This is a genomic window from Frateuria defendens, assembly GCF_001182895.1.
Classification (GTDB): domain Bacteria; phylum Pseudomonadota; class Gammaproteobacteria; order Xanthomonadales; family Rhodanobacteraceae; genus Frateuria_B; species Frateuria_B defendens.
Window position 1 is genome coordinate 1 of the sequence record NZ_LFQR01000144.1, and the last position, 22203, is coordinate 22203.

Annotated in this window: 19 protein-coding genes; 12 read left to right on the forward strand and 7 right to left on the reverse strand. The window is 71.3% G+C overall.

The features are described 5' to 3' along the window. Positions 1–119: 119 nt before the first annotated feature. Positions 120–1214, reverse strand: coding sequence for a DNA polymerase IV (gene dinB, locus ACH65_RS16340; protein WP_082190378.1), 1095 nt, complete (start codon positions 1212–1214; stop codon positions 120–122). 498 nt (positions 1215–1712) lie between these two features. On the opposite strand from dinB, the gene ACH65_RS16345 reads away from it, so the two are divergent. From ACH65_RS16345 to ACH65_RS16355, 3 genes are all read left to right on the forward strand, one after another. After that, complete coding sequence (locus ACH65_RS16345) at positions 1713–3047, forward strand: APC family permease (protein WP_049623692.1); 1335 nt, start codon at positions 1713–1715, stop codon at positions 3045–3047. Between the two features lie 340 nt (positions 3048–3387). Continuing rightward, complete coding sequence (locus ACH65_RS16350; RefSeq protein WP_049623693.1) at positions 3388–5796, forward strand: TonB-dependent receptor plug domain-containing protein; 2409 nt, start codon at positions 3388–3390, stop codon at positions 5794–5796. 7 nt (positions 5797–5803) lie between these two features. Beyond that, positions 5804–8062, forward strand: a complete 2259-nt coding sequence (locus tag ACH65_RS16355) for a transferrin receptor-like dimerization domain-containing protein (RefSeq protein ID WP_082190379.1) — start codon at positions 5804–5806, stop codon at positions 8060–8062. A gap of 123 nt (positions 8063–8185) precedes the next feature. Here the strand turns inward: ACH65_RS16355 and ACH65_RS16360 are convergent, their stop codons facing one another. The 5 genes from ACH65_RS16360 to ACH65_RS16380 all read right to left on the reverse strand — a co-directional run bounded on the left by ACH65_RS16360 (position 8186) and on the right by ACH65_RS16380 (position 11877). Next, positions 8186–8368, reverse strand: coding sequence for a DUF2061 domain-containing protein (locus tag ACH65_RS16360; protein WP_049623695.1), 183 nt, complete (start codon positions 8366–8368; stop codon positions 8186–8188). Positions 8369–8497: 129 nt separating this feature from the next. Further along, positions 8498–9850, reverse strand: a complete 1353-nt coding sequence (locus tag ACH65_RS16365) for a DNA polymerase Y family protein (RefSeq protein ID WP_049623696.1) — start codon at positions 9848–9850, stop codon at positions 8498–8500. 139 nt (positions 9851–9989) lie between these two features. Further along, a complete protein-coding gene (locus tag ACH65_RS16370; protein ID WP_049623697.1) occupies positions 9990–10397 on the reverse strand; it encodes a hypothetical protein in 408 nt (135 codons plus the stop codon). Further along, positions 10394–10870, reverse strand: a complete 477-nt coding sequence (locus ACH65_RS16375) for an Mpo1 family 2-hydroxy fatty acid dioxygenase (protein WP_049623698.1) — start codon at positions 10868–10870, stop codon at positions 10394–10396. The genes ACH65_RS16370 and ACH65_RS16375 overlap by 4 nt, the downstream gene beginning before the upstream one ends. Positions 10871–10980: 110 nt before the next feature. Further along, positions 10981–11877: a phosphoribosylaminoimidazolesuccinocarboxamide synthase gene (locus tag ACH65_RS16380; RefSeq protein WP_049623699.1), complete on the reverse strand. Its 897-nt coding sequence runs from the start codon at positions 11875–11877 to the stop codon at positions 10981–10983. A gap of 128 nt (positions 11878–12005) precedes the next feature. Between ACH65_RS16380 and ACH65_RS16385 the strand changes: the two genes are divergently transcribed. The 3 genes from ACH65_RS16385 (at position 12006) to rpe (ending at position 13927) form a co-directional block, all read left to right on the forward strand. Next, complete coding sequence (locus ACH65_RS16385; RefSeq protein ID WP_049623700.1) at positions 12006–12323, forward strand: c-type cytochrome; 318 nt, start codon at positions 12006–12008, stop codon at positions 12321–12323. Then, a complete protein-coding gene (gene djlA, locus ACH65_RS16390; protein ID WP_049623701.1) occupies positions 12320–13108 on the forward strand; it encodes a co-chaperone DjlA in 789 nt (262 codons plus the stop codon). Before ACH65_RS16385 ends, djlA begins: the two co-directional genes overlap by 4 nt. 147 nt (positions 13109–13255) lie before the next feature. Further along, positions 13256–13927 (forward strand): ribulose-phosphate 3-epimerase, encoded by a 672-nt coding sequence (gene rpe / locus ACH65_RS16395; protein ID WP_049623702.1) that lies wholly within the window; start codon positions 13256–13258, stop codon positions 13925–13927. Between the two features lie 26 nt (positions 13928–13953). Here the strand turns inward: rpe and ACH65_RS16400 are convergent, their stop codons facing one another. Further along, positions 13954–14715 carry a hypothetical protein gene (locus ACH65_RS16400; protein ID WP_049623703.1) on the reverse strand — a complete coding sequence of 254 codons (762 nt, stop codon included), beginning with the start codon at positions 14713–14715 and terminating at the stop codon, positions 13954–13956. 672 nt (positions 14716–15387) lie between these two features. Between ACH65_RS16400 and ACH65_RS16405 the strand changes: the two genes are divergently transcribed. The 6 genes from ACH65_RS16405 (at position 15388) to ACH65_RS16430 (ending at position 22142) form a co-directional block, all read left to right on the forward strand. Further along, positions 15388–16179 carry an SEL1-like repeat protein gene (locus ACH65_RS16405; protein ID WP_153242648.1) on the forward strand — a complete coding sequence of 264 codons (792 nt, stop codon included), beginning with the start codon at positions 15388–15390 and terminating at the stop codon, positions 16177–16179. Positions 16180–16302: 123 nt separating this feature from the next. Further along, positions 16303–16992, forward strand: a complete 690-nt coding sequence (gene pdsR / locus ACH65_RS16410) for a proteobacterial dedicated sortase system response regulator (RefSeq protein WP_049623705.1) — start codon at positions 16303–16305, stop codon at positions 16990–16992. Positions 16993–17123: 131 nt separating this feature from the next. Continuing rightward, positions 17124–19142, forward strand: coding sequence for an ATP-binding protein (locus ACH65_RS16415; protein WP_049623706.1), 2019 nt, complete (start codon positions 17124–17126; stop codon positions 19140–19142). A gap of 183 nt (positions 19143–19325) precedes the next feature. Then, a complete protein-coding gene (gene trpE / locus ACH65_RS16420) occupies positions 19326–20801 on the forward strand; it encodes an anthranilate synthase component I (protein ID WP_049623707.1) in 1476 nt (491 codons plus the stop codon). A gap of 304 nt (positions 20802–21105) precedes the next feature. Then, the gene (locus tag ACH65_RS16425) at positions 21106–21714 is read left to right on the forward strand and encodes a hypothetical protein (RefSeq protein ID WP_237561550.1); all 609 of its coding nucleotides are present in this window, start codon (positions 21106–21108) and stop codon (positions 21712–21714) included. A gap of 89 nt (positions 21715–21803) precedes the next feature. Then, positions 21804–22142, forward strand: a complete 339-nt coding sequence (locus ACH65_RS16430) for a hypothetical protein (RefSeq protein WP_049623709.1) — start codon at positions 21804–21806, stop codon at positions 22140–22142. Positions 22143–22203: the final 61 nt, after the last annotated feature.

Consider the following 22203-nt stretch of genomic DNA (forward strand, 5'->3'; position numbering starts at 1 on the left):
AGCAGCGCATCTTGTTCGTAGCAATAGGCGCATCGGCACGAGGGCGCTCGCGCCGATCAGTGCTCTACCTAACTTGGACCTGCGGCGCGATGATTCGATGATTGTTGCGATTACCGCGATTACGACGGCGCCACCGCCATATCGAAAAGCTCGCTCTGCGCCACGTGGTTGTCCCGGTCGACGAGGCCGGCGAGGCCGACGCCGACCAGGCGGTAGCGTGTTCCGGCCGGCAGGTCGACGCGCAGGTGAAGGCCCCAGGCGAGCTCGGCCAACTCGCTCGCGGAAGCGGGCAGGACGCGCGGCGTGAGGCTGCGCGTGAGGGTCCGGAAATCCGAGGTCTTGAGCTTGAGTACGATGGTGCGTGCGACACGATCGCTTTCGCGCTGGTAGGCGGCCCAGGTTTTCCCGGCCAGCCGCACGACATGCGGTTGGAGTTGCTCGAGCGGCACGTCCTGCTCGAGCGTGTCTTCGGAAGAGATCTGCAGGCTGGGCCGGTCGGGCTGCACGGGATGCTCGTCGAATCCCCGCGAAAGCTCGTGCAGGCGATGTCCCCAGCGGCCGAAGCGGCGCTCCAGTTCGATCATGCCCAGTGCACGGAGGTCGCCGACGGTGGCGATGCCGAGTTCGGCCAGACGCGCCTCCATCACCTTGCCGACGCCGGGAAGGCGCCCGACCGGCAGGGGTGTGAGAAAGGCCTCGACCTGCGCGGGGCGGACGACGAACAGCCCATCCGGTTTGCGCCAATCGGAGGCGATCTTGGCGAGGAACTTGTTCGGCGCGACGCCGGCCGAGGCCGTCAGCTGCGTTTCTTCCCGGATGGCGGCGCGGATGGCCTCGGCGGTGGCCGTCGCGGAGGGCAGCCCGGTCTTGGTGACGGTGACGTCGAGATAGGCTTCGTCCAGTGACAGCGGTTCGATCAGGTCGGTATGGCGGGCGAAGATGGCACGAATCTGCCTGGAGACGGCCTTGTAGCGGGAGAAGTCCGGCGGGACGAAGATCGCCTGCGGGCACAGGCGTTCGGCACGCACCGCCGGCATGGCCGAGTGCACACCGAACTTGCGTGCCTCGTAGCTGGCCGCGCAGACCACCGAGCGCGCACCGCGCCAGGCCACGACGACGGGCCGGCCGCGCAGGGCCGGGTCGTCCCGCTGCTCCACCGATGCGTAGAACGCATCCATGTCGATGTGCACGATTTTTCGGTCTGGGTACGGCACGCCGTTCGGAACAGGGCAGGGTGGGAGTGATTCTAGTCGGCCGTCCAGGGCGGTGCGTTATCGCGGCCTGGCCTCGAGGTGGGACGTGTCCAGCCGGACGGTATGGCGTGCGTGAAGGGGAGGGTCGGAAAACGGCTCGCTCCAAACCATGCGCAGCGGTCCGATACGGAGCGGAACGGCTTTACGGCATCGGCCCCTGGCAATGAATGGGCCGCAGCCGGTTATGGACGGGCATCACGCCATGTCCTGCACGAGGCGGGAAGCGCGGCCTCGTCCGGCCATCGCCATGTCGCCGGCAACACCACTGCCGGCAGGGTGGCAGAGTCCCCGTAAACCGATGCGTGCGTCAGCGGCACCGATCGATCCGGGCACGGCCCGAAGCTGTGCGCCCGGGTCACCGGATCGCATCGGCGGCCATGGCGCCACACGAAGAACATCCCGATACGCACCGACTCACGCTATCGTTCGGGGCATTGCCCCGAGGAACCGACGCCGGCCATGAGCACCGCCCCCTCCCGTCCCACCTACCTGCGCCGCCTCGGAACCTGGGACGCGGCGATGATCGTGATCGGCGGCGTGATCGGTGCCGGCATTTTCCGCACCCCGGCGACCATCGCCGAGCGCACCGGCTCGGGCACGCAGTTGCTGACCCTGTGGACGCTGGGCGGCCTGCTCACGCTGGCCGGCGTGCTGTGCTACGCGGAGCTGGGCGCACGGCGCCCGCAGGCGGGCGGCACCTACATCTACCTGCGCGAGGCCTTCGGCCAGCTGCCGGCGTTCCTGTTCGGCTGGACCATGGCGCTGATCAACTACCCCGGCAGCGTGGCCGCGGTGGCCACCACCTTCGCCGACTACTTCTGCACCGCGCTCGGCCTTTCCGCGATCTTCATCAAACCCGTGGCGGTGGGGGCGATCTGCTTCATCGTCGGGGTTAACCTGTTCGGCATCCGCGCCGGCGCCTGGGTACAGAACATCTTCACCGTGCTCAAGCTGTCGGCGATCGCGTTGCTGGTGGTGGTGGGCCTGGTGCTGGCGCGCGGTCACCTCGGGCTGGTACTGGAGCCGGAACCGGGGCGCAGCGTGCCGCCGAATGCGCTGTTCGGCGCGCTGTTGCCGGTGATGTTCACCTACGGCGGCTTCCACTACCTCAACGACCTGGCCGGCGAGGTGCGCGAACCGCAGCGCACCCTGCCCCGCGCCCTGGGCATGGGCATGCTGGGGGTGATGATCTGCTACGTGCTGGCCAACTTCGCCTACCTCGCCGGGCTCGGCCACAGCGGGCTCGCCGCCAGCCACGCGCCGGCGGCGGACCTGGTGCAGCGGCTGTTCGGCACGCCGGGCGCCACGCTGATCGCGCTCGGCATCGCCTGTTCTACTTTCGGCTACTGCAACATCGCCATCGCCGGCGGCGCGCGCGTGCTGCAGACGATGGGCGCGGACGGTATGTTCTTCTCCGCGGTGGGCCGCATCGACCCGCAGAGCCGCGCGCCGCAGGTGGCGCTGGCCACGCTGGGCGCCTGGGCGATCGTGCTCACGCTCTCGGGCAGCTTCGGCCAGTTGCTCGACTACACCACGGTGGGCGAATGGCTGGGGCACGCCGCGGGCATCGCCACGCTGTTCTGGTACCGGCGGCATCTGGCCGAGCAGCCTTCACCGTATCGGGTGCCGTTCTATCCCTGGCTGCCGCTGCTGTTCGTGACGACGGTGCTCGCGGTGATCGCCGCCACCGCCATCACCGAGCTGCGCAATGCCGGCATGAGCCTGCTGATCATCGCGTTGGGCGTGCCGGTGTATTACGGCTGGCGCTGGCTGGAGCGGCAGTCCGCGACGTGACGCGCGCGCCCGTTCCCGGCGAATGGGCGATGAGGGTGGCTGGACGTCTGGACGTCCATACACAAATGGCCGCAAGCGTGAAAAATTCCTTTACATGAGGTTGGCGATTGATTAGGGTTGCCCGACCATGAAGCTTTTTATGCCCCGCGTCATCCGCTCCGCCGGCAACTGTTGTTGTCCGTGTGCATGCGTGCGCGGCGAGCACGTGGAAGCGATGGCAGGCTGAGCGCCGCCGTTCTTTCCCGTTTCCGAAACCCGCGCCGGTCGAACCGACGCGGGTTTTTTGTTTCCCGACTTCGACCGGTAGCGTTCCCTTCCATGTCGTAGCCAAGGAGTTTCCATGAAGTCGCACCGCATTCCGCCGTCCCGCCCGCTGGCGCGCTGGATCGCCGCCGCGCTGGCCGTCGCGGCCGGCGCACCGGCGCTGGCGCAGCAGGCGCCGGCCGGCGAGGGCCACACCAAGCAGCTCGACACGGTGATCGTCACCGGCACGCGCAACACCGAGCGCACCGTGAGCAGCTCGCTGCAGCCGGTCGACGTGATCACGCCCGAACAGCTGCAGCAGTTCGGCACCACCCTGCTCGGCGCCGCGCTGGCGCGGCTGGTGCCCTCGATCAGCTTCCCGCAGCCCACCACCATCAGCGGCGCCGAAGTGGTGCGCCCGGTGACCCTGCGCGGCCTCTCGCCCGACCAGGTGCTGGTGCTGATCGACGGCAAGCGCCAGCATGCCGGCTCGTTCCTCAACCTCGGCGGCGCGATCGGCCGCGGCGCGAATCCCGTCGATCTCAATGCGATCCCGATCTCGGCCATCGAGCGCATCGAGGTGCTGCGCGACGGCGCCTCGGCGCGCTATGGCTCCGACGCCATCGGCGGCGTGGTCAACATCATCCTCAAGAAGGGCGGCGAGGGCGGCAGCCTCGGCGCCAAGTTCGGCGGCTACAGCAAGGGCGACGGCCTGCAGCGCCAGCTCACCGGCAACGTCGGCTTCAAGCTGGGCGAGAAGGGCTTCGTGCGCGCCACTGCGGAGTTCGACAACAACGACTACACCAACCGTGCCGGCCGCGACCTCGGCGCCTCGGCGGTGGGCAGCACCTACGGCCAGAAGGTCTATCGCCTCGGCGACCCGGCGGTGAAGTCGACCAAGCTCGGCCTCAACGCGGAGTACGACTTCAGCAAGGCGGTGGAGCTGTACGGCTTCGCGCTGTACCGCCGCGACCGTGACGAGAGCGCACTGCTCTACCGCCACCGCAACGACTCGACCAACGTGCGCTCGATCTACCCGAACGGCTACCTGCCGCTGGCGGTGCCGGTCGTGGACGACATCTCGCTGGTCGGCGGCGTGCGCGGCGAGGTGGGCGACGGCTGGCACTACGACTTCTCGCTCAACTACGGCCGCAGCCGCTACCGCTCGCGCTTCGAGCAGATCAATGCGGACTGGTACCGCGCCTACGGCTACACGCCGTTCTTCATCGAGGGCGCCAGCTACAAGACCTCGCAGGACGTGGTGAACCTCGACCTCAGCAAGGAGTTCAACCCCGGCTGGCTGCCCAACCCGGTGTCGGTGGCCTTCGGCGCCGAGTACCTGCGCCAGAGCTACCAGGTGACGCCGGGCGACCAGTACTCGCAGTACGGGCCCAACGGCGGCATCACCGGCGACCTTTCGGGCAAGTGGCAGCGCCACGACGTGGCCGAATACGTGGACCTGGAGACCAACCTCACCGATCGCTTCGCGGTGTCGGCGGCGGGCCGCCACGAGGACTACAGCGACTTCGGCACCACCACCTCCGGCTCGCTGTCGGGCCGCTTCGACTTCACGCCGCGCGTGGCGGTACGGGGCACGCTGGCGACGGGCTTCCGCGCGCCCACGCTGGTGCAGCAGCACTACGCGGACATCTCCAACCAACTGCAGGACCTCGGCCACGGCCAGGTGCTGGTGCAGTCGGGCACCTTCCCGGTGGATGCGCCGGTGGCGAAGCTGCTCGGCGCGGAGAAACTGAAGCCGGAGAAATCGCGCAGCGCCACGCTGGGCGTGGTGCTCAACCCGGTGGACGACTGGCACCTCAGCGCCGACATCTACTGGATCAAGATCACCAACCGCATCAACCTCTCCTCCAACATCCCGGTGAACTCGCCGGCGGTGTCGGCCTACCTCGCCGCCAACGACATCGACGCCAACTACCAGTCGCTGCGCTATTTCACCAACGCGGTGAACACGCGCACGCGCGGCATCGACCTGGTGAGCCAGTACGGCTTCAGCTTCGCCAACGGCGATCGCCTCAACACCACGCTGAGCGCCGCCTACAACGAGAACAAGGTGCTCAAGGTAAAGCCCAACCCGGCCATCCTCACCGAGCTGGGCGTGCCGGTGCAGCGCGTGGAGCGGCGCGAGCGGCTGGGCCTGCTGGGCGACACCAACCCGCGCAGCAAGCTCGATCTGGGCCTCGACTACCTGCACCAGCGCTGGGCCGCGCACGCCAACCTCAACCGCTACGGCTGGTACACCGTCTACAGCAACAGCGGCGCGCAGCTGGACCAGACCTTCCCTGCGCGCTGGACGCTGGACCTCGCGCTGGACTACAACCTGGATCGCTGGACGTTCACCGTAGGCGGCGACAACGTGACCAATGCGCGACCGGGGCGGGTGATCTACGCCAACTCCACCAACGGCAACTTCAAGTACAGCCTGTTCTCGCCCATGAGCTGGAACGGCGCCTACTACTACGCCAGCGCCACCTACCACTGGGATTGATACAACCATGATGCGATTGAACGCACGGCTGGCGTCGCTGGCGCTGGCCGCGGGGCTCACCGCCGCGGCGGCTTTGCCCGCGGCGGCGGATGGCGCCGGCAACGCGCCGCTGTACGGCTTCCTCGGCGCGCACGGCGAGGCCGAGCGCGCGCTGGAGCAGCGCGTGGACGGCGCCATCGACGGCGCCGACCTGGACGGCTGGCTGCGCCACCTCACCGCCGCGCCCAACCACATCGGCTCGGCGCACAACAAGGCCAACGCGGACTTCATCGCCGCGCAGCTGCGCCAGTTCGGCTGGGACGTGCGCATCGAGACCTTCCGCGTGCTGGTGGCCTACCCGGACCGGCAGCGTTTCGAGCTGCTGGGCGCGAAGCCCTACGCCGCCGACTTCACCGAGCCGGCGGTCGAGGGCGACCCGGACAGCGCGGCCAAGGGCGTGCTGCCGGGCATGGAGGCCTACAGCCCGGATGGCGAGGCCAGCGCGCCGCTGATCTACGTGAACCAGGGCCTCTCGGCCGACTACGACGAACTGGCGCGGCAGGGGCTCGACGCGAAGGGCAAGATCGTGCTGGTGCGTTCCAGCGGCGCCGGGCGCTGGGTGAAGCCGCGGCTGGCGGAGAAGCATGGCGCGGTGGGCATCGTGATCTTCTCCGACCCGATCGAGGACGGCTACAGCAAGGGCGACGTCTACCCCAAGGGCGCCTGGCGCACGCCGCGCACCATCCAGCGCGGCACGCTGGGCATCGACGACACGCTGGACGCCAAGGCCGGCGCGCGCATCCAGGCTTCGAGGAAGCTGCCGGGCCTGTCGATCCCCGTCGCCACCATCGGCTACGGCGACGCCGAAGTCTTTCTCAGAGCGCTCGGCGGCCCGCAGGTGCCGGCGCGCTGGCAGGGCGGCCTGCCGTTCGCTTACCACATCGGCGGCGGCGCGGAGGCGCGTGCGCGTTTGGCCGTCCATTCGCAATGGCAGTGGCAGACGCTGTACGACGTGATCGCCACCCTGCGCGGCAGCGAGCAGCCGGACCAGTGGGTGCTGCGCGGCGTGCACCACGACGCCTGGGTGCTGGGCGCCTGGGATCCGCTCGCCGGCACCACCGCGCTGCTGGCCGAGGCCAAGGCGCTGGGCGAGCTGTACCGGCAGGGCGTGAAGCCGAAGCGCAGCCTGGTCTTCGCCAGCTGGGACGGCGAGGAGCTGGGCATCCTCGGCTCGCGCGCCTGGGCCGACAAGCACGCGGAGGAACTGCGCCGCAAGGCGGTGCTCTACCTCAACAACGACACCACCAGCCGCGGCTACCTGAGCGCCGCGGGCAATCCCGCGCTGACGCGGCTGGTCGACGGCGTGGCCGCGGACATCCGCGACCCGGAAACCGGTGCCAGCGTGGGCGAACGCCTGCGCGCACGGCGCGCAGTGGTGGCGGCGGAGAAGAACGCCCCGGCGCCGGCGGCCGATCCGCCGCTGACCCCGCTCGGCACCGGCTCGGACTTCGTCGCCTTCGCCGACCACCTCGGCGTGCCCTCGCTGCACCTGCGCTACGGCTACGACCGCGACGGCGACGAGGAGAGCGTGCCGGTCTACCACTCGCTCTACGACAGCTACAGCCACTACCAGCGCTTCGGCGACCCGGGCCTCAAGTACATCGCCGCCCTGGCCAAGACCGACGCGCGCCTCGTGCTGCGCGCCGCCAACGCCGACCTGCTGCCGTGGGACTACGCCGCTCAGGCCGCCTCGCTCGGCAAGGCCATCGACGCGCTCGCCGCCCACAACCGTTCGCTGGGCGAAAAGGCGAAGCGCCGTAACGCGCTGCTCGACGCGCACGCCTATGCGCTGGCGGCGGTGAGCTGGCGCGGGCAGGGCGAGCCGGCGCGGCTGGCGGCGGACGTGCCCGCGATCGACCTGAGCGCGCTGCGCACGGCCCTGCGGCGTCTCGCGGCGAGCGCGGCGGCCTACGACGAGGCCTATGCCAAGCAGGCCGCCACGGATTCGCCGGGCGCCGCGTCGCTGCGCAGGACCAACGCCGCCCTGCGTGCGGTGGAACCGTCGCTGCTGGGCGAGGGCCTGCCCGGCCGGCCCTGGTATCGCCACCTGCTGCAGGCGCCGAGCCTGCAGGAGGGCTACGACGTGGCGACGCTGCCGGCGATCGGCGACGCCATCGACCAGCACCGCTGGGACGACGCCCGCGCCGCGGTGGCGCGCACCGCCCAGGCGGTGGACGCGGCGGCGGCGCAGCTCGATGCGGCCACGGTGGCCTTGCGGGTGCCGTAGCCGGCAGCGAAGCCGACAGCGCGGGCATCGGCGATCGATGCCCGCGCTGTTTTTTTATGGAGGTGACCAGGGCATCCGCCGGCTCGGGTCGCCGGTTTCGGGATGCGTGCGGCGCGCAGCCGGTCAGTGGTGGCGGCAGCGGCCCGCCACCATGGGCCGCCGCGTGCGCAGGTAATGGCTGGCGGCCTGGATCAGCGGTTCGGCCAGGGTCATCGCGCCGCTGGCGGCCACGCTCTGGGTGACCAGGTAGTGGTTGGCGAAGTGGGCGCCCCAGTGTTGGGTCGCGAGACTGAGGCGCTTGAGCATGGCGAGCACTCCGGGCAGGTGCGCGCATCATGGCGGCGGCCCCCGGCCGGGGCCAGTCGATTGTTTGGATCGGGGCGATAGACTTTTTCGATGACTGGCCGGCGCAGGCCGCCCGGCCGCGCGCAGGCGCTAGCGATCGCGCCGGGGCGGCACGTGCCGCCCCGCGGGCTGGCGATGGGCATCCTCCGCCATCGCCTTGAACTGGTTCAGCCGCTCCAGCCACAGCGGGTTGAGTTCGGCCTCCTGCTCGCTGTCGGCGTCGGGGATGCGGTTGAAGGGGATGCGCATCGGCGCGGCGTCGTGCGCCAGCGCCTCCTGCATGCCGCCAAAGTAGACCTTGTTGTGGCCGAACTTGCCGTTGATGCGGTCGATCACCGCGTCGAGCCTGCGGTTCGCCTCCGGCGGCGCGAACAGCGAGCCGCTGCTCTGCGCGCGCTCGACCAGCCGGTACAGCGTCACGCTGACCGACAGCGGCGTCGCCCGCGGCGGACCGGGCAGGCCGCGCGGCACGCCCAGCGCCTGGGCGAGCAGGTGCAGCAGGCTGCGGCTGTCGTCGGTGGGGTCGAAGGCGAGGTCGGCGGCGTAGCGCTCCTCGTGGCCCACGAAGCGGATGCGCACCGCCAGCGCGCCGGCCAGCAGGTCGTCGCGGCGCAGGCGCATGGCTGCCTTCACCAGCAGCTTGCGCAGCACCGAGCGGGCGCCGCCGGGCGTGCGCAGCGCCGGGCCGAGCACGTGCGAGTGGCCCATCGAGGCGCGCACGCTGTCCCGCTGCGGCAGCCAGGCGCCGCGCAGCAGGCCCCACATCCGCTCGCCCTCGATGCTGCCCCAGGCGTGGCGCAGCAGGTGCTTGTCGGCGGCGGTGAGCTGGGCCACGGTGAAGATGCGGTGCTCGTTGAGGCGCCGCTCCATCGACGGGCCGATGCCGCACAGGTCGCGCAGCGCCAGCCGGTGCAGGGCGTGCGGCAGCTCGGCCTGCTCGATCACGGTGAGGCCGTCGGGCTTGACCATGTCCGAGGCGGTCTTGGCGAGAAAAGCGTTGGGCGCGATGCCGATCGAGCAGCGGATCGCGCCGCCGGGGGCGACCCGGGCGATCTCCGCCTTCACCTGCCGCGCGATGGCCTCCGCCGCCGCGCGCTCGCGCTGGCGGCCGACCAGCTCGCAGGCCACCTCGTCGATGGAGCCGGCGTATTCGATCGGGATGGCGCGCTCGATCGCCTCGTACAAGACCTTGTGCCAGGCCACGTAGCGCGCCGGCCGCGCGGGGCGGATCACCAGATCCGGGCACAGCCGCCGCGCCTCGCGCACCAGCGTGCCGGTGCCCACGCCGTGGGCCTTGGCCTCGTAGCTGGCGGCGATCAGGCAGGTGGTGTCGGCCAGCACCGGCACCACGCCCACCGGGCGGCCGCGCAGCGACGGCTCCTCGTGCTGCTCGACCGAGGCGAAGTAGCTGTTGAAGTCGACGAAAAGGCTGCGCAGGGTCATCACATGCTCCGAGCCTGCAGCTTATGCCGGATGCGTGTCGCAGGCGGCGAGATCGCGGGCGTGGCCGGGCCGGCGGCCGCGCGTCTGCGAGAGTTCGACGGCGCGTCCCGCTGCGGGGCTCGCCTGGGCGCCTCGCCGCTCAGGCCAGGCTGGTGAGGGCGCCGAAGCCGACCACCGCGATCACCGCCACCGCCATGCAGGCGCCGGCGAAGCGGATGCGTCGTGCATCGGCGCGCGGCACCAGTCGCCACAGCAGCATGGCGCCGAGCAGCATGTCGGCCGCCAGCGCGAGTCGCAGCGGCGCGGAGGCGAGCAGCGCGCCGTAGGGCGGATGCAGCCGGCCCTCGTACGCCGCCACGCCGCCCAAGAGCAACGCGCCCAGCAGGCTCCACACCAGGCAGGCGAGGTACACGCGGTTGAACACCACGTTGCAGCGCTCGGCCCAGCGCAGCACGACCCAGGCGACCAATGCGGAGCCGAGCGCAGCCAGCGAGCTGTAAAGCACCCACCAGAGCAGCATGCTGAGCCACGCGAGCAAGGCGCTCATGCGTGGGATTCGGGGCCGAGGCCGAGCCGGCGCAGCAGCTTCTCCATCAGCCATGCCGGGCCGATCAGCAGGTAGGAGAGATCGGTGAGAAAGCTCGGCCGCCGCCCCTCGATCGCATGGCCGACGAACTGCCCGATCCACGCCAGCACGAACACCGCCAGTGCCAGCCAGCGCAGGTTCGCCGCGCCCAGCGCATGGAACAAGGCGGCGGTGAGCAGCGCCAGCACCACGAAGGCGACAAGCAGGGCGAGGCCCAGCCGGTGCGAATGCCGCCAGTACCACACGAAGGCGAGGAACATCGCCAGCACCGCCCAGGCGCCCGGCCTGGCGAAGGCGACCGGCACCGGCACGCTCCACAGCAGCGCCACCACGCACCACACGATCAGCGGCACGCAGATCCAGTGCAGCAACTGGTTGGTGGGGTGCTGGTGGTCGCGGCTGTAGCTGTCCAGCCAGTCCTGCATGGTGCGCATGGCGTTCTCCAGGGCGGCGGGCGCTCGGCGCGCCCATGGCCGGATTCAGCGACCCCGCGCGGCGCGAGGCAAGCTGCACCGCGGCACGCCGCCGTGCGTGGCGGAGCGCTTCAGTCCAGCTTGATGCCGGCCAGCCGCTGCAGGGCCTCGGCGTACTTGGAGGCGGTGCCGGCGATCACGGCGGCGGGCACGCGCGGGCCGGGCGCCTGCTTGTTCCAGTCCAGCGTCTCCAGGTAGTCGCGCACGAACTGCTTGTCGTAGCTGGGCGGGCTGATGCCCACGCGGTATTCGTCCGCCGGCCAGAAGCGCGAGGAGTCGGGCGTGAGCATCTCGTCCATCACGTAGAGCCGGCCGTCCTCGTCGGTGCCGAACTCGAACTTGGTGTCGGCGATGAGGATGCCGCGCTCGGCCGCATAGGCCGCCGCCCACTGGTAGATGGCGAGGGTGGCCTCGCGCACTTGTGCCGCGAGATCCGCGCCCACCGCGGCCACCACCGCGTCGAAGCTCACGTTCTCGTCGTGGTCGCCCACGGCGGCCTTGGTCGAGGGGGTGAAGATCGGCGCCGGCAACCGCTCGGCCTGGCGCAGGCCCGCCGGCAGGGCGATGCCGCACAGCGCGCCGGTGGCCTGGTAGTCCTTCCAGCCCGAGCCGATCAGGTAGCCGCGCGCGATCGCCTCCACCGGCACCGGCTTCAGGCGCCGGGCCACCACCGCGCGCTTCTCGTACAGCGCCAGGTCGGTGCCTGCGGGTAGCACCTCGGCCAGCGGCACGTCGAGCAGGTGGTTGGGCACGATGTGCGCGGTCTTGCCGAACCAGAAGTTGGAGATCTGGGTGAGCATCTCGCCCTTGCCGGGGATCGGGTCGGGCAGCACCACGTCGAAGGCGGAGAGGCGGTCGGTGGCCACGATCAGCAGACGGTTGCCGGAGAGCGCGTAGACGTCGCGCACCTTGCCGCGGTGGATCAGCTCGAGGCCGGGCAGGTTCGATTGCAGCAGGGTGGTGGGCACGGCGGCTTCCGGAGGCGTGGACAGAAACGCCTATTCTAGCGACTGCGGCCGGCGCCAGCGCCGTGGCGCGGGCGGCCGCGCCATGCGGCACTGCTAGAATGGCAGGCCTTCGACCCCATGTATCGCCGATGCGCAACGTATTGATCGCGGCATTGCTGGCCGCTTCCTCGCCCGCCGCGACCCTGCACGCCGCCGATGCGCCGCCCCGGCCCGCCCGGCTGGGCCTGTGCGCGGCCTGCCACGGCGAGACCGGCCAGGCGCAGATGCCCGGCGCGCCCAACCTCGCCGGGCAGAAGCTCGACTACCTGCGCGCCGCGCTCGCGCAATACCGCGACGGCCGTCGCGACGTGCCGCTGATGCGCGCCGCGCTCGGCCCGGTGAGCGAGGCCGACCTCGACGCGCTGGCCCGCTGGTACAGCGCCCAGGCGCCCAAGGTGCAGCCATGAACTATTCCTCCACGCTGTTCATGGCCCTGCTCGGCCTGGTGTTCGGCCACAGCCTGGCGGGCGCGCTGGTGGGCGCGATCATCGGCTTCGTCTTCGACAGCCTGCGGCAGAGCCAGCGCCAGCGCGCGGCGCCGGTGGCGGGCGGCTTCGTGGGGCCGCTGTTCGCGCTGCTGGGCGCCATCGCCAAGTCCGACGGGCGCGTGTCGGAGGCGGAGATCGCCGTGGCCGAGCGGCTGATGTCGCGCATGGGCCTGGACGGCGAGCAGCGCCGCCAGGCCATCGCCAGCTTCAACAGCGGCAAGCAGCCGGAGTTCGACGTCGGCGGCCCCATCGAGGAACTGCGCGTGTGGGCCGGCATGCGCCGCGACCACGCCTTCCCCGTGCTCGACGTGGTGATCGAGACGGTGCTGGCCGAGGGCCAGCCCTCGCCGTCCAAGATGGCGATCCTGCGCCAGCTCGCCTTCGCCCTGCGCATCAGCGACATGGAGCTGATGGCGATGATGGCGATGAAGGGCTACGCCTGGCAGGCCGGCCCGCGCGGCCAGGGCGGCAGCTACGCGCCGCCGCGCCGCGCGCCGCAGGGGCCCGATCCCTACGCGGTGCTGGGCATCACCCGCGACGCGGACGAGCGCACGATCAAGCGCGCCTACCGCAAACTGATTTCCGAGCATCACCCCGACCGCCTCGGCGACCTGCCCGAGGACATGCGCAAGCGCGCCGAGGCGCGCGCCAGCGAGATCAACGCGGCCTACGAGCGGATCAAGGCGGAGCGGGGCCTGAAATAACCCGCCTCGCGGGCGCGGCGTGCGCGCGAGGCGGTCGTGGCGGCCATGGGAGGACGCGCTTGCGTGCCGCCCGGCGGCTGTCGCCGGAGTCATTCGAGGAATGTCCGTCGCGCGCGAGTGCGCTCCCACCGAAGCAGGTTTCCGTCTATGGCCAAGCAATCGACCGTCATCGCTCCTTCCATCCTCTCCGCCGACTTCGCCCGCCTGGGCGAGGACACCGAGAAGGTGCTCGCCGCCGGCGGCGACTGGGTGCACTTCGACGTGATGGACAACCACTACGTGCCTAACCTCACCATCGGCCCGATGGTGCTCAAGGCACTGCGCGACTACGGCATCGCCGCGCCGATCGACGTGCACCTGATGGTGAAGCCGGTGGACCGCCTCGTGCCCGACTTCGCCAAGGCCGGCGCCAGCCGCATCAGCTTCCACCCGGAGGCCAGCGAGCACGTGGACCGCACCCTCGGCGCCATCCACGAGGCGGGCTGCGCCGCGGGCCTGGTGTTCAACCCGGCCACGCCGCTCAATTGGCTCGACCACGTGATGGACAAGCTCGACCTGGTGCTGATCATGTCGGTGAACCCGGGCTTCGGCGGGCAGAAGTTCATCCCCTCCGCATTGGAGAAGATCCGCCAAGTGCGCCGGCGCATCGACGAGAGCGGCCGCGACATCCGCCTGGAGGTGGACGGCGGCGTGGGCCTGGACAACATCGCCGCCATCGCGGCGGCCGGCGCGGACACCTTCGTGGCCGGCTCGGCCATCTTCAACGCGCCCGATTACCGCACGGTGATCGAGGCACTGCGCCGCCGCGCCGAGGGTTGAACTTCGGCCGATACCCGCCGGCGGCGTTAATGCGCCTGCGGGCCCGCCGGCGCCGCCGTGCCGGCCTGCTGCAGCGGGCCGACGCTGACGTGGCCGGACCAGCCGTCGAAGACCTCGGCGGCGGTGCGATCGATGACCTGAGTGAGTTGGGGAACCTGCGCGCAGGCGACGGACGAGGCGGCGGGGTTGCTGCTGTTGACCGCCGAGCGTCCGCCGGTCTCGATACCGGATAGGCAATGGATGCTGTTCAGCCGGTCGGCATGCTCGATCGCCGCCATGCCGTCGCGGTAGCGCCGCTCGGCGCGCGTGGCGGCGACGTCGTCGCCGTAGGTGGCCCGCATCGTGCCGAGCAGGGTGTCGGCCTGCGCCCGCTCCGTCGGCGAGGCGCTGGCGTAGGCCGCGCGGTAGGCCGCCTCGAAATCCTCGCGGTGCCGCTCCGCCGCCAGCGCCAGCCAGGCCAGCGCGAGCGGCCGGTTGGCCGGCTGGTGATCGCCATGGAGCGCCATCACGCCCAGCACGTACTGCGCCGGCTTGCTGGCCCAGCCGGCTGCGGTGGCGAAGAAGCGCTGCGCCTCGCGGTAGCGGCCCTGGCCGTAGGTCTGCGCGGCGAGGCAGTAGTAGTAGTCGGCGGGCAGGAAGCGCTCCTCGCTGATCGAGCAGGTCTTGCCGGCGAGGTCGGCGTCGCTCGGCGCGGCGGCGTCGGCGGTGGCCGCCGGCGTGCCGGGCGACCAGCCGATGGCCAGGGCGGCGGCGAGGAGGAGGGGCAGGGCGGCAGTCCGTTGCAGCATGGCGCGTTCTCGCTTCGAGGTGGATCGACTATAGCGAGCGCGCCGTCGCACGTGCTTGCGGGGCGCCGGCGATCAGTGGAGGCCCAGCATCAGCCCGAGCAGCAGGGCGCCGATCGCCAGCGCGACCCGCAGGGGCTCGAAGCCGCGCAGCTCGGCATTGGGGTCGAGGGAAGTCTTGTCGGGGGTTGCCATCGTCGTGCGTCCGACCATAGGGGGCGTCCATGGAAGCGCGCGGCGGAGCGCGTCTGCGGCCCGTTGCGGGCAGGGCGCTGACGAAATCATGGCGAAACGGGGGCAGGCCGCGCAGGCGTGCGCCGGACTCCCGCTCAAAGAAACCCCGGCGCGGCAAGCCACGCCGGGATAAGACGCTGTCGGAACGACGCGTGAGGAGACCACCTGGCAGGCGCCACCAACGCCAGCCGCCACGGCAAAGAGCACGCCGGAGCGGCGGACGCCTTCCACGGCAATGGATGCGACGCCTGCCGAGAAATCAGACCGGTCGGTGCCGGAATGGTTCCCTGGGCACGACCGCTCCCACGCAAGAAAAAACTGAACGGACCGGGCCCGCATGCGCGACAGCTCGCCAGCTGGCCTATAGTCGATGCAACGCCGCTTGGCGCCCTGCAATGGCGCGGCATGGCGGTTCCCATGGATCGGAATCGAGGTTGGTTTATGAATGTGAACGTAAGCCAGGTGTGGTGCGTGGTGGTGCTGGCGGTCGTGGTCTGGGCAGGAAGCGGGACGGTCGCGAGGGCGGTTTCGATGCCGCAGGCGGCGGCCGAGACATCCGCCGTAGCGGCCGCGGCGGAGGAAGCCAAGCTCGAAGAGGCTCGCAGCCTGCAATGCCCATCCGGCCTGGAGCGTTTCCTGCCCGGTGCCTACTACTACTGCGTGGGTGCTCGCGACCTGGCCCGCAATCACGACAATCGCGGCATCGACATGCTGCAGACTGCCGCGGGCTGGGGCAGCAAGGCTGCGCAGCTCACCCTGGGCGTGGGGTATTTCAAGGGCGACGTGGTGCCGGCGGACCGGCCGCTTGGCCTCGCCTGGCTGGGCCTGGCCGCCGAACGCCACGACCCGGCCTACGTGGCGATCTTCCGCTCGGCCTGGGACAAGGCCAGCCCCGCGGAGCGCACCCGCGCCGACGCCCTGTGGAAGGCGATGAAGCCGCAATACGGCGACGACTACGCGGCGCGGCGCGCCGAGCGGCGTTACCGCCACGCCCGCGAGGAACTGGTGCGCAACGATGTCTACGGGGCGCAGGTATGCATCGCCGGCCTGACCACCGCTCAACTCGTGCCGATGGATTTTCGCAGCCCCGACGCGACCAGTTGCTTCGGCTCCATGCCGGTCAGCTTCGCCGCCAAAAAGGTGGATGCATATGCCGACCGCCTGTTCGAAGGCTGGAGCGGCCACGTCAGCGTCGGTGCCCTGCAGCCGGTGGCGGCTACGCCGTCGAAGTGAAGCGCGCCCGCCGCGGGCGCCGCGCGGGCGGCATGTGGCAAAGCGCGGGCAAATCCGGGCTGCGGCTTGCGCGGGGCGCATGGCGCATAGCACGCTGCGCGCCAGCCGCATCCGGAGGAACCCATGGGCCGCCACATCGCCATCGTCGAGGACGAACCGCTGATCCGCGCCAACTACGTCGAGGCGCTCAACCGCTTCGGCTACGACACCCGCGGCTACGGCTCGCGGCAGGAGGCCTCCAACGCCTTCGCCTCGCGGCTGCCGGAGCTGGTGATCATCGACATCGGGCTGGGCGACGAGCCGGAGGGCGGCTTCGACCTCTGCCGCGAGCTGCGCGCAAGGTCGGCGACGCTGCCGATCATCTTCCTCACCGCGCGCGATTCGGATTTCGACGTGATCTCCGGCCTGCGCCTGGGCGCGGACGACTACCTCAGCAAGGACACCAGCCTGCACCAGCTGGCCGCGCGCATCGCCGCGCTGTTCCGCCGCATCGAGTCGCTGAAGGCGCCGGCGGCCAGCGAGACGGTGATCGAGCACGGCCCGCTCAAGCTCGAATCCGAGCGCATGCGCATCAGCTGGAACGGCGAGGAAGTGCCGCTCACCGTCACCGAGTTCTGGATGGTGCACACCCTGGTGCGCTTCCCCGGCCACGTGAAGAACCGCGACCAGCTGATGCGCGAGGCCGAACTGGTGGTGGACGACGCCACCATCACCTCGCACATCAAGCGCATCCGCAAGAAGTTCATCGCCGTGGCGCCCGCGTTCGACGCCATCGAGACGGTGCACGGCGTGGGCTATCGCTGGCGGCCGTGATGGCTGGGAGCCGGGAATCGGGAATGGAGAACAGGGAATAGGAGATAGGCGGCCATGCCGGGCGGTGCCGCTCAAGGCCCGCGTAGCCCACTATTCTCCATTCCCGACTCCCTATTCCCTGCTCCAAACCCATGTCCCTGCGCCGCAAGCTCCTCCTCGTCGCCCTGTGCACGCTGGCCTTGCCGGTGGCCGGCTGGCTGTACGTGCGGCAGATGGAGACGCTGCTGCGCGAGGGCCAGGCGCAGGCGCTGGTGGCCTCGGCGCGGGCGGTGGCGCGCGGGCTGGCGGTGGGCGACGCGGCGCTGCCGGCGGGCGGCCAGGGCTGGTACGTGCAGGCGGCGGCCAACCCGATCACCGTGGACGGCTACGGCGACGACTGGGCGCCGCTCACGCCGTGGAGCCAGCCGCTGGGCACGCACGCCAAGCTGCTGCTGGCGGAGGATGCGGACGGGCTCTACCTCTACGCGCAGGTGCGCGGCACCCATCGCGTGCGCGCCGACGCGCAGGACGCCAATGCGCTGCGCGCCGATCACCTGGTCGTGGCGCTCGAGCGCGACGGCCAGCGCCAGCGCTACCTGATCGCCAGCGCCGCGCCGGGGCCGGCCACCGCGCGCCTGCTCGACCCGCCGGCGGAGGGCCTGCCCTCGCTGCTCGTTGCGCAATGGCAGGAAGACGGCAGCGGCTACCAGGTGGAACTGCGCCTGCCGCGCGAGCTGGCCCTCACGCGGCTCGGCGTGGGCGTCCACGACGGCGGCATGTCCGATCCCGATCCGCTGGCCGCCGACAGCCGGCCGCTGTGGCGCTACTCGACCGCGCTGGCGAAGGAGCTGGCCCAGCTCGCGCCCGACGGCGCCCAGGCGCGGCTGCTGGCGCCGCAGGGCTGGCTGCTGGCGCGCAGCGGGCAGCTGGGCCGCCTCGACCCCGGCGGCGCGCAGCCCGGCTGGTTCGCCGCGCTCGTCTACCGCGCCTTGCTGGCCGCGCGGGTGGGCGACGCCGAGCCGTGGTCGCAGGACGTGCCGCGCTTGGACCTGCCGGAAGTCGCCCGCGCCCGCGCCGGCCAGCCGGCCACCGCCTGGCGCGAGGGCGAGACGCGCGCCAGCGTGGTGCTGGCCGCGGCGGTGCCGGTGGGGCCGCCGCAGGCGCCGCGCGGCGTGCTGCTGCTGGAGCAGTCCAGCCGCGCGGTGCCGCTGCTCGCCAACCGCGCGCTGTTCGGCCTGCTGCTGACCAGCTTCGGCGTGCTGCTGGTGGCCGGCGGCATCCTGCTCGCCTTCGCCACTCGGCTCAGCCTGCGCCTGGGCCGCCTGCGCGACGCGGCCGAGCGCGCCACGCTCAACGATGGACGTCTGGACGGCCTGTTCGCCCAGGGCAAGTTCCCGATGACCGAGGCCGAGGACGAACTGGGCGATCTCGCCCGCAGCTTCGCCAAGCTGTTCGAGGCGGTGGGCGGCTATACCGACTACCTGCGCACGCTGGCCTCCAAGCTCTCGCACGAGTTGAGCACGCCGCTGGCGATCGTCAAATCCTCGCTGGACAACCTCGAGCACGGCCAGGCCGCGCTGCCGGCCGAGGCGCAGCCCTACCTCGACCGCGCCCGCGACGGCGTGGCGCGCCTGGGCACCCTGGTGCGCGCGATGAGCGAGGCCAGCCGCATGGAGCGCGCCATCGCCGCCGCCGAGCCGGAGGACGTGGACCTGCGCGAGGTGGTGCGCGGCTGCGCCGAGGCCTACCGGCCGCTGGCCGGCGCGCGAGCGCTCGACTGCGAGCTGCCGGCGGCGCCACTGCCCATGCACTGCGCGCCCGAACTGATCGCGCAGGCGCTGGACAAGCTGTTCGACAACGCGCTCTCCTTCACCCCGTCCGACGGCTGGTTGCGCCTCAGCCTGCGCCCGCGCGAGGGCGGCGCGGAGATCGAGCTGGCCAACCAGGGCCCGCCGCTGCCCGCCGCGATGCAGGGGCGGCTGTTCGACTCGCTGGTCAGCCTGCGCGCCAAGGCCACGCCGGGCGAGGCGCCGCACCTGGGGCTGGGCCTCTACGTGGTGCGCCTGGTGGCCGAGCGCCACGGCGGCGTGGCGGCGGCCCGCAACCTCGAGGCGGGCGGCGGCGTGGCCTTCAGCCTGATCCTGCAGCACATGCCGCGGCAGCGGTTGTGAGCTAAGGGAATCGGGAGTCGGGAGCGTCTGCGCGGCAGCGGTCGCGCGCAGGCGCTCCTACAGAGGGGGCTTGGGCGGCGTCAGGCTCGCGGCGCAGCGCGGCCGCCGCGTCGCACGGCAGCGCAAGCGGCCGCTTGGCTGCTATCGTGCACGATCCCAAGTTCCGCAACCGATGACCGCAACGTGATCTCCCGCGACACATTCGACGCCCTTGCCGCGCAGGGCCACACCCGCATCCCGCTGGTGCGCGAGGTGTTCTCCGATCTCGACACGCCGCTGTCGGTGTACCTCAAGCTCGCCGACGGCCCGTACACCTTCCTGTTTGAATCGGTCGAGGGCGGCGCCACCTGGGGGCGCTATTCGATGATCGGCCTGCCGGCCCGCCGCGTGTACCGCCTGCGCGGCCACGAACTGGAGGTGGAGGACGCGGGCGAGGTGATCGAGCGCCGTCACCTGGACGACCCGCTGGCCGAGATCGAGCGCCTGCGCCAGCAGTACGACGTGCCGCGCCTGCCCGACCTGCCGCTGTTCACCGGCGGCCTGGTCGGCTACTTCGGCTTCGAGACGGTAGGCTACATCGAGCCGCGCCTGGCGCAGTGGGACCGCCCCGACGAGCTGGGCACGCCCGACGTGCTGCTGATGCTGGCCGAGGAAGTGGCGGTGTTCGACAACCTCAAGGGCCGGCTGTACCTGATCGTGCACGCCGACCCCGCGCAGCCGCAGGCCTACGCGCTGGCGCAGCGGCGGCTGGACGCGCTGGTGCACCGCCTGCGCCAGGGCGGCGCGGGCTACCCGCCGCCGGGCCCTTCCACGGCGCTGGACGAGGGCGACTTCAAGTCCTCCTTCACCCGCGAGGAGTTCGAGGCGATGGTGGAGCGCGCCAAGGAATACATCCGCGCCGGCGACGTGTTCCAGGTGGTGCCCTCGCAGCGGCTCAGCGTGCGCTTCAACGCGCGGCCGGTGGACGTGTACCGCGCGCTGCGCGCGATGAACCCCTCGCCCTACATGTACTTCGTGGACCTGGGCGGCACGCAGATCGTCGGCTCCTCGCCGGAGATCCTCGCCCGCATGAAGGACGGCTCCGTGATGGTGCGCCCGATCGCCGGCACCCGCCCGCGCGGCCGCACGGTGGAGGAGGATCTCGCGCTGGAGACCGAACTGCTGGCCGACCCCAAGGAGCGCGCCGAGCACGTCATGCTGATCGACCTCGGCCGCAACGACATTGGCCGCATCAGCGAGACCGGCAGCGTGGAGGTGGGCGAGTCCTTCGTGGTCGAGCGCTACTCGCACGTGATGCACATCGTCTCGCAGGTGCAGGGCAGGGCGAAGCCGGGGCTGTCCTACATGGACGTGCTCAAGGCCACCTTCCCGGCCGGCACGCTCTCCGGCGCGCCCAAGATCCGCGCCATCGAGATCATCCAGGAGCTGGAACCCTACAAGCGCAACATCTACGCCGGCGCGATCGGCTGGATCGGCTGGTGGGGTGACGCCGACACCGCCATCGCCATCCGCACCGCGGTGATCCAGGACGGCCGCCTGCACGTGCAGGCCGGCGCCGGCATCGTCTACGACTCCGACCCCGCCGCCGAGTGGGAGGAGACGATGAACAAGGGTCGCGCGCTGTTCCGCGCGGTGGCGCAGGCGGCGAAGGGGCTTTGAGATCCTTAGTTCTACCTGTTGGCGGTCGCGAGGGAAAACGTGCTGCGTTGTTGAAGCCTGTTGATGCCCCGTCGCCGTCTGGCCGGCCCAAAGGGCCGGCCAGAGCAACGCCACGCTTCGAGCAAGGCGGCGACGTATCAAGCTGGCCGCGCCGCCCCGGCGACTCCGCTAGCATAACGGCATGACGCGCATCGACCCGTCCAACCCCACCGACACCGGCCGCAGATGAATGCCCATGCGATGGCGAGCCCTTCTTTCGACGCTGTGCTGTGCGCCGCTCGCCGCGGCGGCGGCAGGTAGCGGCATGGTCACCTGGCCCGGCGATTTCGCATCGAGGGTGGAGGCGCTGGCCCTGCTCGAAACGCTCAACGCCGACCTGCTCAGCCACGACAGCGCCACGCTGACGCTGGAGCGCTGGTGCGGCGCGCACGCGCTCGCGCCGCAGGCCAGGATCGTGGCCGAGCGCGTCGCCGACGCGCAGGCGCCGCTGCCGGCGGAGGCGCGCGAGCAGCTGCAGATCGGCGCCGACGAGCCGGTGCGCTACCGCCGCGTGCAGCTGCGCTGCGGCGGGCACGTGCTGTCGGAGGCGGACAACTGGTACGTGCCCGCGCGCCTCACCGCCGACATGAACGCGGCGCTGGAGCATTCGGACGTGCCCTTCGGCAAGGTGGTGGCGCCGCTGCACTTCCGCCGCCGCACGCTGTCGGCCGAGCTGCTGTGGTCGCCGCTGCCGGCGGGCTGGGAGATGCAGCGCGGGGCGCCGCCGGCCGGCACCGGCGGGCCGCTGGTGGTGCCGGCGCACGTGCTGCAGCATCGCGCGGTGCTCTATGACCAGGCGCAGCGCCCGTTCGCCGCGCTGGTGGAAACCTACACCGCCCAGGTGCTGGCCTTTCCGCCGCCGCGCCCGCGCTGACATCCCGCGTGGCGTCCGCCGTCGCGCGGCGCCCGCCCGGTCCGCCGTAGAATCGGCCGTGCCGTTCCCGATGCGCGAGGGCATTCGCCATGACCGACGAGTCCAGTGAACACGGCTACCGCCGCCCGCCGAACCGGGCCTGCGACCCGCAGCGCATGAACTGGCTGTGGCGGCTGATCGGCGAGCTTGCCGAGCTGTCGCCGGGCGAGGTGGACGAGGCGCTGCGCGCCGTCGACGTGGCGGCCGATGCGCGGCGCATCCGCGGCTGGTCGGCCAGCGAGGCCGAGGACGATTTCTTCCCGATCACGCTCGCCGAGATGGAGCGCAACCTGCGCGCGCTGGTGGCGCTGCGGCGCGCGCGGCGCGATACCGCCGCGGTGCTGGACGCGGCGGCGCATCCGCACCCGGACGCGCCGCCTCCGGCGTGAGCGGCCGTTCAAACCCTGGCCATTGACGCTGTCCCCGCCTCCCCTTGCTTGCCAGGGAGAG

Bases quoted from the DNA above. Each gene is read 5' to 3' on its own strand.
- ACH65_RS16345 (WP_049623692.1), top strand. From the start codon at position 1,713: ATGAGCACCGCCCCCTCCCGTCCCACCTACCTGCGCCGCCTCGGAACC.
- ACH65_RS16350 (WP_049623693.1), top strand. From the start codon at position 3,388: ATGAAGTCGCACCGCATTCCGCCGTCCCGCCCGCTGGCGCGCTGGATC.
- ACH65_RS16355 (WP_082190379.1), top strand. From the start codon at position 5,804: ATGATGCGATTGAACGCACGGCTGGCGTCGCTGGCGCTGGCCGCGGGG.
- ACH65_RS16360 (WP_049623695.1), bottom strand. From the start codon at position 8,368: ATGCTCAAGCGCCTCAGTCTCGCGACCCAACACTGGGGCGCCCACTTC.
- ACH65_RS16365 (WP_049623696.1), bottom strand. From the start codon at position 9,850: ATGACCCTGCGCAGCCTTTTCGTCGACTTCAACAGCTACTTCGCCTCG.
- ACH65_RS16370 (WP_049623697.1), bottom strand. From the start codon at position 10,397: ATGAGCGCCTTGCTCGCGTGGCTCAGCATGCTGCTCTGGTGGGTGCTT.
- ACH65_RS16375 (WP_049623698.1), bottom strand. From the start codon at position 10,870: ATGCGCACCATGCAGGACTGGCTGGACAGCTACAGCCGCGACCACCAG.
- ACH65_RS16385 (WP_049623700.1), top strand. From the start codon at position 12,006: ATGCGCAACGTATTGATCGCGGCATTGCTGGCCGCTTCCTCGCCCGCC.
- djlA (WP_049623701.1), top strand. From the start codon at position 12,320: ATGAACTATTCCTCCACGCTGTTCATGGCCCTGCTCGGCCTGGTGTTC.
- rpe (WP_049623702.1), top strand. From the start codon at position 13,256: ATGGCCAAGCAATCGACCGTCATCGCTCCTTCCATCCTCTCCGCCGAC.
- ACH65_RS16400 (WP_049623703.1), bottom strand. From the start codon at position 14,715: ATGCTGCAACGGACTGCCGCCCTGCCCCTCCTCCTCGCCGCCGCCCTG.
- ACH65_RS16405 (WP_153242648.1), top strand. From the start codon at position 15,388: ATGAATGTGAACGTAAGCCAGGTGTGGTGCGTGGTGGTGCTGGCGGTC.
- pdsR (WP_049623705.1), top strand. From the start codon at position 16,303: ATGGGCCGCCACATCGCCATCGTCGAGGACGAACCGCTGATCCGCGCC.
- ACH65_RS16415 (WP_049623706.1), top strand. From the start codon at position 17,124: ATGTCCCTGCGCCGCAAGCTCCTCCTCGTCGCCCTGTGCACGCTGGCC.
- ACH65_RS16425 (WP_237561550.1), top strand. From the start codon at position 21,106: ATGGTCACCTGGCCCGGCGATTTCGCATCGAGGGTGGAGGCGCTGGCC.
- ACH65_RS16430 (WP_049623709.1), top strand. From the start codon at position 21,804: ATGACCGACGAGTCCAGTGAACACGGCTACCGCCGCCCGCCGAACCGG.